The organism is Paenibacillus mesotrionivorans, assembly GCF_046098205.1.
GTDB classification, from domain to species: domain Bacteria; phylum Bacillota; class Bacilli; order Paenibacillales; family NBRC-103111; genus Paenibacillus_AR; species Paenibacillus_AR mesotrionivorans.
The window spans coordinates 48168-61647 of sequence record NZ_JBJURJ010000022.1 but is presented as its reverse complement, the minus strand read 5'-3'; the positions used below and the strand labels follow the sequence as shown (position 1 = coordinate 61647).

Annotated in this window: 12 protein-coding genes; all 12 read left to right on the top strand. The window is 58.4% G+C overall.

Annotated features, from left to right (window positions below):
• The first annotated feature begins 4 nt into the window (after nt 1–4).
• The 12 genes from ACI1P1_RS26250 to ACI1P1_RS26195 all read left to right on the top strand — a co-directional run bounded on the left by ACI1P1_RS26250 (nt 5) and on the right by ACI1P1_RS26195 (nt 13458).
• Entirely contained in the window at nt 5–697 is a 693-nt protein-coding gene (locus ACI1P1_RS26250; RefSeq protein ID WP_416219484.1) for a sugar transferase, read from the top strand.
• Nucleotides 698–800: 103 nt separating this feature from the next.
• The gene (locus tag ACI1P1_RS26245; RefSeq protein WP_416219482.1) at nt 801–2141 is read left to right on the top strand and encodes a UDP-glucose dehydrogenase family protein; all 1341 of its coding nucleotides are present in this window, start codon (nt 801–803) and stop codon (nt 2139–2141) included.
• Nucleotides 2142–2166: 25 nt separating this feature from the next.
• Nucleotides 2167–3213 (top strand): glycosyltransferase family 4 protein, encoded by a 1047-nt coding sequence (locus tag ACI1P1_RS26240; RefSeq protein ID WP_416219481.1) that lies wholly within the window; start codon nt 2167–2169, stop codon nt 3211–3213.
• A gap of 40 nt (nt 3214–3253) precedes the next feature.
• Nucleotides 3254–4711, top strand: a complete 1458-nt coding sequence (locus tag ACI1P1_RS26235; protein WP_416219480.1) for an O-antigen ligase family protein — start codon at nt 3254–3256, stop codon at nt 4709–4711.
• Nucleotides 4712–4729: 18 nt separating this feature from the next.
• Entirely contained in the window at nt 4730–5848 is a 1119-nt protein-coding gene (locus ACI1P1_RS26230) for a glycosyltransferase family 4 protein (protein WP_416219479.1), read from the top strand.
• 3 nt (nt 5849–5851) lie between these two features.
• Nucleotides 5852–7156: an oligosaccharide flippase family protein gene (locus ACI1P1_RS26225; RefSeq protein WP_416219478.1), complete on the top strand. Its 1305-nt coding sequence runs from the start codon at nt 5852–5854 to the stop codon at nt 7154–7156.
• A gap of 28 nt (nt 7157–7184) precedes the next feature.
• Nucleotides 7185–8159: a glycosyltransferase family 2 protein gene (locus ACI1P1_RS26220; RefSeq protein WP_416219476.1), complete on the top strand. Its 975-nt coding sequence runs from the start codon at nt 7185–7187 to the stop codon at nt 8157–8159.
• Nucleotides 8156–9313, top strand: a complete 1158-nt coding sequence (locus ACI1P1_RS26215; protein ID WP_416219475.1) for a glycosyltransferase family 4 protein — start codon at nt 8156–8158, stop codon at nt 9311–9313. The genes ACI1P1_RS26220 and ACI1P1_RS26215 overlap by 4 nt, the downstream gene beginning before the upstream one ends.
• 7 nt (nt 9314–9320) lie before the next feature.
• Entirely contained in the window at nt 9321–10538 is a 1218-nt protein-coding gene (locus tag ACI1P1_RS26210; protein ID WP_416219474.1) for a glycosyltransferase family 4 protein, read from the top strand.
• Between the two features lie 122 nt (nt 10539–10660).
• The gene (locus tag ACI1P1_RS26205; protein ID WP_416219473.1) at nt 10661–11821 is read left to right on the top strand and encodes a glycosyltransferase family 4 protein; all 1161 of its coding nucleotides are present in this window, start codon (nt 10661–10663) and stop codon (nt 11819–11821) included.
• Between the two features lie 302 nt (nt 11822–12123).
• Nucleotides 12124–12795 (top strand): CatB-related O-acetyltransferase, encoded by a 672-nt coding sequence (locus ACI1P1_RS26200; RefSeq protein WP_416219472.1) that lies wholly within the window; start codon nt 12124–12126, stop codon nt 12793–12795.
• 12 nt (nt 12796–12807) lie between these two features.
• Nucleotides 12808–13458: a CatB-related O-acetyltransferase gene (locus ACI1P1_RS26195; protein ID WP_416219470.1), complete on the top strand. Its 651-nt coding sequence runs from the start codon at nt 12808–12810 to the stop codon at nt 13456–13458.
• Nucleotides 13459–13480 lie beyond the last annotated feature (22 nt).

Sequence of the window (13480 nt, the reverse complement as noted above, 5' to 3'; positions counted from 1 at the left end):
AATCATGCCTAATTATTCATTCGATGGACAGGCGCTGCCATCCCGGGCTGTATATTCCGATACAGCCGCATCGGTCAATCCCAACGAACGCAAGCTGTATCTGGCAACCAAGAGGCTGCTGGATTTTTTCGGCGCGCTCGCCGGGTTGTTGCTGTTGACCCCGTTGTTCGCAATTGTGGCGGCTCTCATCAAGCTTGAAGATCCCAAAGGCTCCGTCTTCTTCAAGCAAGTTCGGGTGGGCAAGGACGGCAGGGAATTCCACATGTATAAATTCCGCTCGATGATAGCCAATGCGGAAGCGCTGCTCGATGAGCTGCTGGATCAGAATGAAGTTGGCGGGGCCATGTTCAAAATGAAGAATGACCCCCGGGTTACCCGGATCGGACGCTTCATCCGCAAAACCAGCATCGATGAGCTGCCCCAGCTGTGGAACGTGCTGCGGGGAGACATGAGCCTGGTTGGGCCGCGGCCTTCCCTTCCCCGTGAAGTGGAGGAATACTCCCACTTTGACCGCCAGCGTCTATTGGTTACACCGGGCTGCACCGGCCTGTGGCAGGTGAGCGGACGCAACAGCCTCTCCTTCGACGAGATGGTGGAGCTGGACCTTCATTATATAGAGAAGCGCAGCTTCTTCTATGATGTGAAGCTGATCATCCGTACGGTCAAGATCATGATCGCGCCGAACAGCGCGTACTAAAATTATCCCCCAAAAGTGAAGCGAAGCTCTGAAGCTTAATCCGATACCTTTCGGGGGAGCCCCCAGATAAGCCATGAAAAATTAAACGTTGGGAGCGTTAAGCATGAATATTTCGGTAATCGGCACAGGATATGTGGGATTGACCACAGGCGTGGCCCTGGCCCACTTGGGGCACAAGGTTGTGTGTGCGGATATTGATGAAGCCAAGGTAGAGCTCTTGAACAAGGGCATACCGCCGATCTACGAGCCCGATTTGGAGGAGCTGATGGCCAAGTCCCGCTCCCGTTTGACCTTCACCACCTCCTACCGGGAAGCCATATTGGAATCGGATGTGGTCTTTATTGCCGTGGGGACACCGGCCAATGCCGACGGCTCTCCCAACCTGAGCTACTTGCACGAGGCCTTCGACAATGTACTGAAGACCCTGGCACATAAGGCCACTCCGACGCTTCTGGTCAACAAAAGCACTGTCCCCGTAGGAACGGCGGACCGCTTTATGGACGAAATCCGCAGAAGAGGGATGGGGCAGGTGGTGGATATCGCCTCCAACCCCGAGTTCCTTCGGCAGGGGCGGGCCGTATATGACACGCTGCATCCCGAACGGATTGTGGCCGGGGGCAGCGAACGGGCGGCCCGCATTCTCCAGAGCGTCTACAAACCGCTTCTGGATCAGGAGAAGATCCCCTTCCTGCATGTGGACCTGCGAAGCGCAGAGCTGGCTAAATATGCGGCCAACGCCTTCCTGGCCATGAAGATTTCCTTCATTAATGAAATGGCCAATGTCTGCGACTGTGTAGGAGCAGATGTGCTGAAGATTGCCGAGGTGATCGGCTCCGACCACCGGATCGGGCCGGCCTTCCTGAATGCCGGCATCGGCTACGGTGGCAGCTGCTTCCCCAAGGACACACGGGCACTGCAGTACATCGCCGATACCAGCGGCTACAACTTCAAGCTGCTGTCCGCTGTGATCGAGGTGAATAACGACCAGCGGTATATGATGGTCCAGAAGCTGCGCCGGGAGCTGGGAGAACTGGCCGGCCGCAAGATCGCAGTGCTGGGGCTGACCTTCAAACCCGCCACCGACGACCTGCGGGAGGCGCCCAGCATTCCCGTGATCCAAGAGCTGCTAGCCTTGGGCGCGGAAGTGTGGGTCCATGATCCCATAGCCATGGAGAAGGCCAAGGAGCTGCTGCCGGCGGGCGTCCACTTCGCAAAGGATTGCGAGGAATGCCTCCAGGATGCGGAGGCGGCCCTTCTGGTCACGGAGTGGCCGGAATATCTGCGCACCGTACCGGCTGCAGCGCCGGGGCTGATGAAGCGGCCGCTGCTCATTGACGGACGCAACGCCATCCCCGAAAATGCCCGGGCCGGGCTGGACTACCACGGCATCGGCATTCCCGGCACCTCCCGCAAGGAAGAGGGGCCCGTTACACTGAAATTCTAACTTGAATCTGGAGAGTGTCTAGCCTATGAGCACAATCGTTCCATTAAAAATAGCGGTTGTGGCTTTTGAGCTCCCCCGGGTGAACCAAAAAACCGGGGGGGTCAGCCACTTCAACCACCGGCTGTGCAGTGCCCTTTCGGAGATGGGGCATGATGTCACAGCCTTTACCTCCCAGCCCACCATTCCGGGTGTGGATTACAAGACCATTATCGTGGAAGGGGCGGGCGAGGAGGAAAAGGGCAGATTCTACCGGTATTATGTGGCTCCGCTCAAGAGCCGGAAGCTGGACTTCCGCCCATATGACCTGGTGCTCTCCAGCGGCGACGATTGGGCCATGAAGCGCAGCGGCGCCAAGTGGCTCCGCATCATGCACGGCAGCGCCCTAAGGGAAATGCAGCATAACAAAAGACTGGTTCGCAAGGTGAACCTGTCTTTTTTGTATCTGCTGGAGCTTTTCTCCTCCCTGCGGTCCGATGCCACGCTGTTTAACTCCGCAGACACCCGCAAGCTGTATCCCACACGCTCCTCCGACAAAATCGTGCATTTGCCTGTGGACCGCCGGATCTTCCATCCCGGTCCGAAGGAAGAGGCTCCGACGATCCTCTTCGTCGGCGGGCTGGACAGCCGCAAGCGGGGCAGATGGCTGCTGGAGCTGTTCAATACTGTCATCAAACCCCAAGTTCCGGAGGCCCAGCTGTGGATGGTCAGCGATAAAGGGCCTGATGCGGAAGGGGTCACCTATTATAAGAACCTGGGCATTGAAGAGCTGGCCGGTCTGTACCGCAGAGCCCATGTATTCAGCATGCCCTCCACCTACGAAGGCTTCGGTATCCCTTATCTGGAAGCAATGGCAAGCGGCACTCTCGTGGTTACCACCCCCAACCCGGGTGCCAATGAAATTCTCCAGCATGGCAGGTTCGGCAGCATCGTGCAGGACCACCAGCTGGCAGATAGTCTGACCGGCGCTCTCTTGAATCCCCAAGCTCACCGGGACATGGTGGAAGCGGCTTTGGAATGGGCGGATGACCATTCCTGGCCTGCTATCATCCGCCAGTATCTGGCCTATGTTTGATAATCCGATTTTCAACTGGGGGTTACGTTTTTGGGATGTAGTGACTGACCGCTTGACGTTAATGGTGAACTGGCTGCAGCGGCAGGTCTGGCTGCGCAACCTGATTATGGCGGCTATTATGCTGGGCGGCTGCTTATACCTGGGGAAGTATACCTCCTTCAACAAAACCATGGTGGTGCAGCTCATCGGCCTCACCGCGTTTTTGCTGCCGGCGTTTCTTCTGGCTTTGGCCAAGGGCAACGGGCTTCTCATTTACATCAGCCTTATGTGGGCAGTAGCCCCGGAAATCAGGCGTCTGGCTGACTACTATATGGGCTATTATCATGCCGTATCGTTAATCAGCCTGCTGCCGTTGTTGACCACAGGCATGCTGCTCCTGAGGATCCTGAATAAAGGGATTCCGGAGAACAAGCCCATCCGCTCCATGATCGCCACCTTCCTGATTCCCTTCGGATATGCGGCGGTGATCGGGATTGTCATCAACCAGGCGGCGGGGCTGTACACGGTGCTGACGGCGGTAGCGCCGTTGTGTATCTTCATTTATCTGATCAGCCATCCCCTCAAAAGGGAGGAGAAGGACCGCTTCATGGCCATGTACGCCACGCTGGCGGTGCTGCTCTCCATTTACGGCTGGATTCAGTACATCTACCTTCCGCCTTGGGATCTCATGTGGATGTACGGAGCCAAGATGATTTCGCTGGGCAAGCCCGCTCCCATGCAGTTCCGGGTGTTCTCCACCATGAACTCGACGGGGCCGCTGGCCATCTTCCTGATCTCGGCTCTCATTCCCATGGTGGTCAACCGCAAATGGCGGGGCCCTTTTGGGCTGCTGGGTATTCTCATCGTGCTCTCCACCCTGGGCACCACGCTGGTCCGCTCAGCTTGGGTGACCCTGATCGTGGGCATTCTGGTGTATGTTCTTTTCGCCAAAAGCGCAAGCCGCCTGAAAATCATCCTTACCCTGACAGCCGTATCGGCTGCTGCCATGCTGGCATTGCCGCTTCTGCCCAATTCGGAGCAGTTGACGGATCGGGTGGGAACCTTGGGGAATCTGGAGGAGGACGGCTCCTTCAACGCCCGCATCGGGCTGGCGCTCCATGCGGTGCCGGAGATCCTAAAGCAGCCTTTTGGCATGGGCTTCGGCAGTATCGGCCAAAGCTCCAGCAAGCTGGGGGATGGGGAGGGTTTCGCAGGCCTTGGTTCAGTAGACAACGGGTACCTGGGAACCTTCGCTACCTACGGCTTGATCGGAGGGCTGTTGTTCTTCCGGGCCGTACTGCTCTATTACCGGCGTATCCGGTCGATACCGCAGGAGGATAATCCTTATGTGCCTCTTGCGTTGTCCACGATCCTGCAGCTGATGGCGGCATTCTTCTTCGGAGGAGGGCTAGAGGGATTAAGCGCCGTAATATTCTGGCTCTTCACCGGCTTGGCCTTTATGCCGCCGCAGGAAAAACCAGCTCCCCAAGGTGAAGCGAATGCAAAGCTCACTTCTTAGGATAAAGGAGACGTCCATATGTCGGGAAAACGGATTGTTGTAGTCAACCACGTAGCGGAGCTGGGAGGCGCCGAACGGGTGCTGATGGATATGCTGGCCCATCTGGACAAGGAAAAATTCCAGGTGGAAATGATCTTCCTGTCGGAGGGCAGGCTGGTGGAGGCGGCCAAGGGTTTTGGCTGCAATGTCCATGTGGTCAACTCCGGGCGCATCCGCAGCCCCAGAGAATATTGGAAAAGCATCTCCTTCATCCGCCGGGTGATCCGCCAGTCGGGAGCGCAGATGGTGGTGAGCTGGGCGCCCAAGCCCCATTTTTACGGAGGAGTGGCTGCTATGCTGGAGGGCAAACCCAGTATTTGGTGGCAGCATGGGGTTCCCACAGGAACGCTCTTCGACAAGGTGGTCAGCCGGATTCCGGCGGAGGCTATCCTTTGTCCCTCCCAAAGCGTCCGGGACGCCCAGGCTTCATTAAGTCCCAAAAAATACGTGGATGTCAATTATCCCGGCATCAACAAGGAGACATTTTTCTATAGCAGCGAGCTGCGGACGGCCATCCGCCGGGAGTATAACATCCCGGAGGATGCTTTTGTGTTTGCCTTCATCGGCAGACTCCAGCGCTGGAAACGGACTGATGTGGTAATCGAAGCCTTCAAGGAAGCATTGGCCGGTCAGCATGCACGCCTGCTGATTGTAGGCGGAGCGCAATTCGGAGTGGAAAAGGATTATGAAGCCGGGCTGAAGGATCTGGTTGCCCGCAGCGGCCTTGAGGAGCAGGTCATCTTCGCCGGCCATCAGCATCAGGTGGAGCGGTTCATCTCCGCCAGCGATGCGGTGGTGCACAGCTCCCTGTTCGAGCCCTTCGGTATGGTTGTGGTGGAGGCGATGGCAGCAGGAAGGCCGGTGCTGGCTGTGGGTAAGGGTGGTCCCGCCGAAATTATCCGGCACGGGGTAGACGGTTATCTCTACGACGGCAGCGCCGAGGAGCTGGCCCGTTATATGGCCGAGGTTTACGGAGACCGGAACCTGACCCGCAGGGTGGGCGATGAGGCGAAGAAAACCATCGATTCCCGCTTTACCGCACGGATTATGGCGGACCGGTTCGCCCATGTTATGGAAGAGAGGATGGCCAACGGATAGCCTATGAAAAAATTATTCTTCTCCAGCTTCGCCGTCAACATTCTGGTGATGGCGCTAAATATGGGTACGGGTATTATCATGGCCCGTTATCTGGGCCCGTACGGGCGTGGCGAGCTGGCGATGGCTACCCGCTGGGCGGTTCTGTTCGCCGGGCTGTCCACTCTGGGGCTTCCCGGCGCCATGATCTACCTGGGCAAAAACTTCAAGGAAAAGCAGCGTGAAATCTTCGGCGCTTTTCTGATGACGGGAGCCTTGGTAGGGCTGGCCGCCCTGGTCATCTGCCAGCTCCTGACTCTGGTGATTATGTCCGGCGAAACCCGGGAGATGATTCTGCTGGGGCAGCTGGCGCTGCTGGCCTTGCCCTTCGCCGTGATGACGGACGGTCTGATTGGCACTCTGCAGAGCTTCAACAGCTTCCGCAAGGTGCTGCTCACCCGGATCCTCAATCCCCTGGGCACACTGGCAGCCCTAGCCGGGCTGATTCTTACCGGCAATGTCACCGTGTTCAACATTATCCTGCTGAATGTCATCTGGGGAGCGGGCACCTTTTTCCTCATCATCTACTGGATCTTTAAGGTGATGAGACCTAAGTTTACCCGGCTGTTTGCCAATGCGAAAATGCTCCTCCAATACGGTGTGAAAATCTACGCATCCTCACTGGTGCAGGTGTTCGGCGGAAGCTTCGATCAGATTCTGCTGTCGCTGACCCTAAGCGCGTATGCGCTGGGCATCTACACCGTCGCCTCCAGCATCGGCAGTATTCTCCCCTCCATTCTGTACGGAGCCTTGAACGTATTTCTGGCGCCGCGCCTGATGGACTTCTCCGGGGAGCAGCGGAGGCGGGAGGTCAGCCGGATCCATGCCATCTTCTTTTATGGGACGGCGGTGGCTGCCGCTTGCGGCTGTCTGGTGCTGCCGTTTGTGATTCCGTTTATGTACGGACAGGAGTTTTCCGAAGCGGTGCTGTTGGGGATCATTCTGCTGCTCACATCGCCGGTGAAAATCGGCTACTCCATTCTGCTTAACTTTTTCGCCGCCGAGGGCAAGTTCAATGTGTTGAGCAAGACGGAAATTATCGGCTTGGTCACCGGCTTCGGGGCGCTGCTGATTCTGGTTCGTTTTACAGGCGCTGCCGGAGCGGCTTGGGCATTGGGTACGGCAAACCTGGCCAAGTGGGGATATCTGATCGTCCAGGCCAAAAAGCTCAAGGTCCCGGTTGCCGGACTGTTCCGGCTCCAGCCGGGAGAGGTGCTGGCACTCCTGCGCGGATTTCAGCTGAAGAAGCCCTTGCCTAAGGTTCCCCAATGAAATGTGCTTATAAAGGATGGTAGATAGCATGATGTTAACTGTGGTAATCCCTTCTTACAAACGTCCGCAGGAGCTGGCCAATTGCCTGGCGGGCATCGACGCCCAGGAGCGGCGGCCGGATGAAGTGATTGTGGTTTGCCGTGAGGAGGATGCCGGCACGCTGGAGTTTGTGGAACAGTGGGAGGGGGCTCCCGCAGGTTACATCAAGCGCCACGTGCAGGTTTCCAAACCCGGCGTCATCCACGCCATGCAGACGGGAGTAGAGCATGCCTCCGGCGACATTGTCGCCTTCATCGATGATGACGCGGTGCCCTGGAAGGATTGGGCCAGGCGGCTGCTGGACTATTACCGGGACCCGGAGGTGGGCGGGGTCGGCGGCCGGGATATGATTACCGGCCGGGACCAGACCATCAAGAAGCCGGTAGTCGGCCGGGTCACCTGGTACGGCAAGCTCATCGGCAACCATGACCAGGGTTATGGCGGTCCCCGGGAGGTAGATGTGCTGAAGGGTGTGAATATGTCCTTCCGCACACCGCTGGTGAAATTCCCGGCCTTTATGAAGGGAAAAGGGGCGCAGGTGCATTTTGAGGTGTTCCTGTGTTTGCGCATCCGGCGGCTGGGCTACAAGCTGATTTATGATCCGCAGTTGCGGGTAGACCATTACCCTGCGACCCGCCATGATATCGACCAGCGCAATGCCATTGTGCGGGATGCGGTGGCCAATGCCTCCTTTAATCTCAGCGTGGCGCTGCTGCACGGACTGCCGGCTTACCGCCGTCCGGCACGGATCGCCTACGGGGTGCTGGTGGGAGACCGCCGTATGCCGGGGGTGGCGCGGATGCTCTACGGAGCCGCCAAGGGTGACCGGGCGGTGATGCAGACCTTCCTGCCCTCCATGAAAGGGCAGCTGGAGGGTGTGCTGTTTTACCTCCGCCATGCGGATACGGATGCAGATGCCCCATCCAGGCAGCAGCTTCAATTGAAGGAGGGTCAACGCACGTGAATATTCTGCTCTCCATCCATCATTATATGGACAAAAATGCCGGGGCTCCCGGCGTCACCTACCGGCTGGCCGAGGAATACCGGCAGCTGGGGCATAACGTGGAGCTGTTTTCCTTCGATGAACTGCCCAAGGATTTGCCGGAGTCCCTGACTACGCTGCTCTATCCCCAGTACCTGCATGCCCGGTGCCGGAAGCTTGAGAGAGAAGGGCGGCTGGATGTCATCGACGCTTCCAGCGGAGATATTTGGTTCCACCTTCGGATGCGCCAAAGGGGTGGAGACACGGTAGCCGTCACCCGCAGCCATGGGCTGGAGCATATGGCCCACGAAGCCAGAGTAGAACGGGCCAGGCTCGGTGAAATGAAGCTTTCGTGGAAATATCCCATCTATCATGGCGGATACCGGCTGTGGGAGGTGGCCCAATCCTTCCGGCAGGCGGACGGGGCGGTGCTTCTGAATAAGGATGAATACCGGTACGCTGCCGACCGCTTCGGGCTGCACCATTCCCGGGTCATCGGCAACGGGGTGCCGGATTATCTCCTGGACCTGCCGCTTGCGCCTACCCCTCTTCAGGAGGATACGCCGGTGGGCATTGCTTTTATCGGCAGTTATATTCCCCGCAAGGGAACCGAGTTTGCCGCCAAGGGTTTGGCCCCTGTTCTGGAGCGTTACCCCAACGCGGAGGTAACCTTCCTGGGCACCCAGTGCCCGCCGGAAAAGGTGCATGCGGATTATGATTCCCGGTTTCACAGCCGGATTCATGTGGTTCCCCGTTATGAGCATTCCGCGCTGCCGGAGCTTTTGGCCGGACACCAGATTCTCTTGTTTCCCTCTCTGAGTGAGGGTATGCCGTTGTCGCTTCTGGAGGCGATGGCCTGCGGGCTGGCTCCCGTAGCGAGCCTGATTCCCGGCCCCAATGATATTATCAGCCACATGGATAACGGCCTGGGTGTTCCTGCCCGTGACGGGGCGGCGATTAGTGAAGCGCTGGGCACTCTTTTGGAAAATAGGGAGTTATTGCACCGGCTGCGGGCCCGGGCGTGGGAGAAGGCGCAGGATTACAGCTGGCGCCGGATTGCCGAGGATACGCTGGCCTATTATGAGCATTGTGCGGAACGGAAGGCGGATAGCGCCAAGCTTAGATCGATAGGATGATGAGACGATGCGAATACTGCAAATGGTGGATTACTTCGGCAACTTCGGCGGCCTGGAGCGGTTTGTCTATAACTTCTCGCTGGAGCTGATGGCCGAAGGACATGATACGGTCATCACTGCGCTGGAGGCGGAGGAGACGGACTGGGGCGCCCAAGCGGTTCCCGTGGTTCATGTGGGGGCGATGGAGAATTGGGAAGCCGCCATCCGCGATTACCGGCCGGACCTGATTATCTGGCACCAAAGCACCCGCTCCAGCGAAATCGTGCACCGGCTGGCGGAGGCGTATCCCATTCTCGCTACGGTGCATGCGCCCATTTGCCCGGCGGGGGGAAGGTTGTTTCGGGATAAGGATGAAATCTGCTGCAAGCCGGGAGGTCTGGGCTGTCTGCCCCGCTGGTACATGCGCAAGTGCGGCACCAGCACAAGCCCCAAGGCTGCGCTTCAAGGACTTGTGCAGTACAACTCCGCCATTAAGGCCTTGAAGGCCTGCCGGAGAATCTATACGGTCAGCAAATCTCTGAAGGATTTCCTCGTTATCGATGGTATACCCGAAAACAACGTCATCATCTTCGACAACACACTGGGCGGGCTGGCCCAATTCTATCCGGAGCTGGCTCCGGTGGCCTCCGACGCCAAGGAGCTGAAGCTTCTCTACATCGGCCGCCTGGTATACACCAAGGGCGTCCAGTATTTCCTCAAGTCCATCCGGCTGCTCCGGGACAGAGGCATTGACGCCACGGGAACGGTAGTCGGGGACGGCTGGTACAGCGGCAAGCTGAAAAGCATGGCAGAGGAGCTGGGAATCGCCGATGCCGTCCAGTTCGTGGGCAAGGTGGCCGGGCATGAGGTTCACCAGTGGTACGAACGCTCGGATGTGGCGGTTGTGCCCTCCATCTGGCCGGAGCCGGCAGGGCTGGTGGTGCCCGAAGCCAGAGCGCTGGGCAAGCCGGTGGTGGTATTCGATTCCGGCGGCCTGCCGGAGTGGAGCCAATGGATGGACGGCATTTATGTCTCCCGCCATGCGGACGCTGATGATCTGGCGGATACGGTGGAATCGGCGTGGAACCATTTGCGCCAAGGCACGGTAACAGGCGTTGGAGCTGGAGCCGAAGCGGTCCTTACGGTCCCGGCACAAGCGGAAGCGGCGCCGGAATACAGGCGCATAAACATCATCGAAGCATTGCAGCTGTATATCGGCGGGCTCCCCCAAAAGGTATCGGAATAGGCAACAGAGCCTCCCTTCACTTTTGGGGATGAGTTATTCGGGGGCTCCCCCGAAAGGTATCGGAATAAGCTACAGAGCGCCTCTTCACTTTTGGGGGTAATTATATCAAAGCGGGTGGTCATGTGAATACCAAGGTGTTGGCCGGATGCTCCACTCCCTTCGGCATGGGGGGACTGGGAGGACATCTGCAGTTTATTTGCAAAGCGATGGAAACGGTTGGTGTGGAAGCCGGGGTCTATTGCCGGGGAACCCCGGAGAAGCCGGGATTTGTGGGTGTGCCCAATCCGGTGTGGGACAAATGGCTGCGGTATACGCCCGTACGCTGGCTTCCCTCTAAGCAGGTGTATTGGAACGGGATGCAGTTTGACAAGGCCGTTGCCGACGTTTACCCATCTTGCTACAGTGTGTATCATTCCTTTCCCGGTTTTGCCGAAGCTACCTTCCGCAAGGTCAAGGCAAACGGCGGCGTAACCGTGCTGGAGGCGGCCACCACACATGCGGAGGATGTATACCTGATTACCGAGGCTGAGCACAAAAAGCGGAATATCGGCGGTAATCCCTTCTCCCGGGAATGGATGGAGCGGGTGATGCGGGAATACGAGCTGGCGGATTATATTACCGTCGCCTCCCGGCTTCAGGCCGAAAGCTTTCTCCGCCGCGGCTTTGATGAGAATCGCATCCTGTATTCGCCCTTGGGCATCGATACCGCCCGGTTTTCTCCGGCTGCGGAGGCGGGGGAAGCGGGGCGGGACGGCGTATTCCGGATCATCCAGGTTGGCCAGATCTCTATCCGCAAGGGGTATCACTACCTTCTGGATGCGGTGGAAAAGCTGGGCGACCCGGATATTGAGGTGGTGCTGGTAGGCGGCATCGGCTGGCGCTCCATTGCCAAGTCCCTGGAGGAATACCGCAGCAGGGGCGTCCGAATCACCTGCGCTCCCGGCGATCCGCTGCCCGCCTTGCGCAGAGCAAGCATGTATGTCCATTCCTCGGTGGAGGACGGCTTCGGCCTGGCTCCCCTGGAGGCCATGTCTGCCGGACTGCCGACGGTGGTCACGGACATGACGGGCATGAAGGATGTCATCGACAGCGGGCATAACGGGTTTATTGTCCCCAGTCGGGATACGGATGCTCTGGCGGAATGTATCGCCCTCCTGAAGGGCAACGAGGATCTGCGCCGGCAGATGGGCTACGCAGCCAGGGCGACGGCGCTGGAATACGATACGGCGCGGTGCACCCGCCGGTACGCCGAGCTGCTGAAGCCGGTGTGGAACGTTGGCTGATGCGGGAGCGCAGTACCCGCAGCTGCTTCCCGGACGCGTTCCGGGAAGGGCGCTTCTGCCACTCCCGGAATTCTAATGGAAGCAGCGGACGTTAACCGGCCGGTTAACGCGTTTCCAGAAAACTAACGGAAGCCAGAGCCGCTATTTGCAGCAAAACTGCTCCGAGGCCGCCATTTTTCCTGAAATAAAGGCTGTGGCTTCCGTTACCTTTGGTGGAGCTCTTATTTCAGCCGAATAGCGGCTCTGACGTCTGTTAGACAGCCGGACGCCGGCACTTTTGATGATAAAGGAGGAAGCTGGACATGAATCGGTCTACCAAAATCAAGCTGGCCCGACGCTTCGGCAAGCTGCTTCGTTTTATCCAGTATTGGTCAGTCCAGCCGGAGAACGAGCTGATCCATCCCACGGTTTGTGTGGAAACGGGCAGCCGGATCGCCCCCTCCGTGTCCATCGGGCGGTACAGCTATGTGGGGCATAACACGATGATCCAGTCGGGGTCCATCGGCTCCTTTTGCTCCGTCAGTTGGAACGTGACCATCGGGGCGGATGAGCATCCGGTCAGCGGTGCTTCCCATCATCCCTTCTGGTATTCCCCCGCCCATCACGATCTGAAATCGCCGGTATGGAGATGGGGGCAGACCAAAGCCCCGCCGGTAATCGGCAACGATGTATGGATCGGGGCCGGAGCCACGATTCTGCGGGGAGCCATTATTGAAGACGGAGCCGTGATCGCGGCAGGCAGTGTGGTCGGCAGCCATGTACCGGCATATGCGGTGTTTGGCGGCATTCCCGGCAAGCTTCTGAAGTATGCCGTGGAGGATGATGACCTGCGGTTTGCCCTTCGGGAAATCCGCTGGTGGGAATGGGATGAGGCGAAGCTGCAGGCGGCTTCTGCAAGCTTTGGTAATGTGGAGGAATTTGTCAGATTATACGGTTCGCTTCCCCAACAGGCGGAGAAGCGGCTGAGTTCATAACGGGGTGGTGCCATGAGCAGTATCGTGAATTGGAAAATGCAGGCCGCGCTCCGGCTGGACGGGTATATGAGCTACTGGAAGACGCAGAAGCAGAAGATGCAGACCGGCATTCACGACACGGTGTATGTCATGCACCATACCCGGATCAATCCCGGCGTATCCGTCGGCCGGTATACCTACATCCGCGAAGGCGTGGAGATAGATTCCGGCAGAATCGGCGCATTTTGCTCCATCGCTCCTGGAGTGAGAATTGGCGGTGACGAGCATCCGGTGGATGCGGTGTCCACCCATCCCTTCTGGTATTCGCCGGGCGGCTTCACACTGCCGGTTGAGGACAGGGAGGAAGGCTGGAGCCAGCCGAAGCCCGAGCCGGTGATCGGCAATGATGTGTGGATCGGGGCGGGTGCCCAGATACTGAGGGGAGCCGTTATTGGCGATGGTGCCATTATCGGAGCGGGCGCAGTCGTTACGGGACATATTCCCGCTTATGCCATTGCCGTCGGCATTCCTGCCAAGCCGGTCAAAAGCCGCTTCGGTCCGGACATCTGCGAGCGGCTTCAACGGTCCCGCTGGTGGGACTGGGAGGAAGCGCAGTTGAAGGAGGCACGCCGATTGTTCGGCAATCCGGAGGAGTTCCTGCAGTACGCGGAAGGCCAGAAGTAAGAAGGAAAACTTTGCAGAGGAG

What these genes read in the sequence shown, in the direction of transcription:
- ACI1P1_RS26250 (WP_416219484.1), top strand. Translation starts at nt 5, where the DNA reads ATGCCTAATTATTCATTCGATGGACAGGCGCTGCCATCCCGGGCTGTA.
- ACI1P1_RS26240 (WP_416219481.1), top strand. Translation starts at nt 2,167, where the DNA reads ATGAGCACAATCGTTCCATTAAAAATAGCGGTTGTGGCTTTTGAGCTC.
- ACI1P1_RS26210 (WP_416219474.1), top strand. Translation starts at nt 9,321, where the DNA reads ATGCGAATACTGCAAATGGTGGATTACTTCGGCAACTTCGGCGGCCTG.
- ACI1P1_RS26245 (WP_416219482.1), top strand. Translation starts at nt 801, where the DNA reads ATGAATATTTCGGTAATCGGCACAGGATATGTGGGATTGACCACAGGC.
- ACI1P1_RS26200 (WP_416219472.1), top strand. Translation starts at nt 12,124, where the DNA reads ATGAATCGGTCTACCAAAATCAAGCTGGCCCGACGCTTCGGCAAGCTG.
- ACI1P1_RS26225 (WP_416219478.1), top strand. Translation starts at nt 5,852, where the DNA reads ATGAAAAAATTATTCTTCTCCAGCTTCGCCGTCAACATTCTGGTGATG.
- ACI1P1_RS26220 (WP_416219476.1), top strand. Translation starts at nt 7,185, where the DNA reads ATGATGTTAACTGTGGTAATCCCTTCTTACAAACGTCCGCAGGAGCTG.
- ACI1P1_RS26195 (WP_416219470.1), top strand. Translation starts at nt 12,808, where the DNA reads ATGAGCAGTATCGTGAATTGGAAAATGCAGGCCGCGCTCCGGCTGGAC.
- ACI1P1_RS26230 (WP_416219479.1), top strand. Translation starts at nt 4,730, where the DNA reads ATGTCGGGAAAACGGATTGTTGTAGTCAACCACGTAGCGGAGCTGGGA.